This window comes from Ammoniphilus soli (assembly GCF_040813775.1).
The window spans coordinates 1-1,070 of the sequence record NZ_JBEGDL010000135.1; the positions used below are offsets into that span (position 1 = coordinate 1).

General features: G+C 34.9%; 1 protein-coding gene. It reads left to right on the forward strand.

All coding sequences use genetic code 11. The annotated features are described in order from the left end of the window. Positions 1-278 precede the first annotated feature (278 nt). Positions 279-581 carry an HPr family phosphocarrier protein gene (locus tag ABLT31_RS38700; RefSeq protein ID WP_367761031.1) on the forward strand — a complete coding sequence of 101 codons (303 nt, stop codon included), beginning with the start codon at positions 279-281 and terminating at the stop codon, positions 579-581. Positions 582-1,070: the final 489 nt, after the last annotated feature.

A 1,070-nucleotide genomic window follows, 5' to 3' on the forward strand; every position in this document is an offset into this window, starting at 1 on the left:
TTCGATAGGTTGGGCTGCATCCGGCAGTCCTTTTTCTTGTTCAACAAACGGGCAGCATTCCTGTAATAAAAAGCTGTTCCTATTTCAAAGGAACGCTTCTTATTTTCACAAACCTAGTTCTATGCAAATAACAGGTAATACGGTTTAATCTTAGCAGGATAATTCGTATTTAAACCTCATAAAGTAAGGAAGGTAATCTTACTTACTTTTTAATTGTTATTAAGAAAATTGTTAAAATAAAAAAGTAAGTTATTAATTGTTTGAGAGGGGTAATCGTAATGGATATTGATTATAAAAGAATTTCCGACGCAGTAAAAGTAGGTAAAGCTGTTGAAAATGGTTTAATTAATGCAAGAGAAATGGTTAACATCGTACAAACGGCAAACAGGTTTAAGTCAAGTATCGTCTTACATGCAGATAATAAAATTGTCGATGTTAAAAGTTTTCTTGGGTTAAGTATATCTTTATTAGCATCTTCTACCCCGTATAAATTAGAAGTTCACGGTGATGACGAAGAAGAAGCAAAAATTGAACTGAAACGTGCTTTTGAAAAATATGACATTAAGATAGTCGTTTTGTAAAAATGATTGTCAAATCCATTTAACGCTGTCACTTTCGTAATGGTGTTTTTTGTTTGACATTCAGACCCCAAAGAAAAGGGAAAACCCCACTGGTGGACATGATAATGGGTATGGGAAATATCCATGAACTGAAAATCCCTTTCGGAGTCGGGCGAAAAGGATTATTGGTTTGTTTAACAAACGGGAATCGATAGCGTGATATTCGGGGATGCTTCGGCATCCCATTATTTTTTGTTCCGTTAAAGGGAGGATAGTTCAACATCAACTCTTATTGTAGAATGGTGAAAGGATCAATTGAATTAAGTGAGGTACCTAAAGGTCGTTTTCGCAACAATTTATTACGTCACTGAATAAAATAAAAAACCACCCTTTCGGGCAGGTCGTCTATACAAAATCGTTGATAGCTAACACTTAAGGTAACCAACTACGACTTGGTATCGATATACTGAAAATAACTATCCTTCTTTGCTAACTAACTGTTTCAGGCTT

Bases quoted from the DNA above. Each gene is read 5' to 3' on its own strand.
- ABLT31_RS38700 (WP_367761031.1), top strand. From the start codon at position 279: ATGGATATTGATTATAAAAGAATTTCCGACGCAGTAAAAGTAGGTAAA.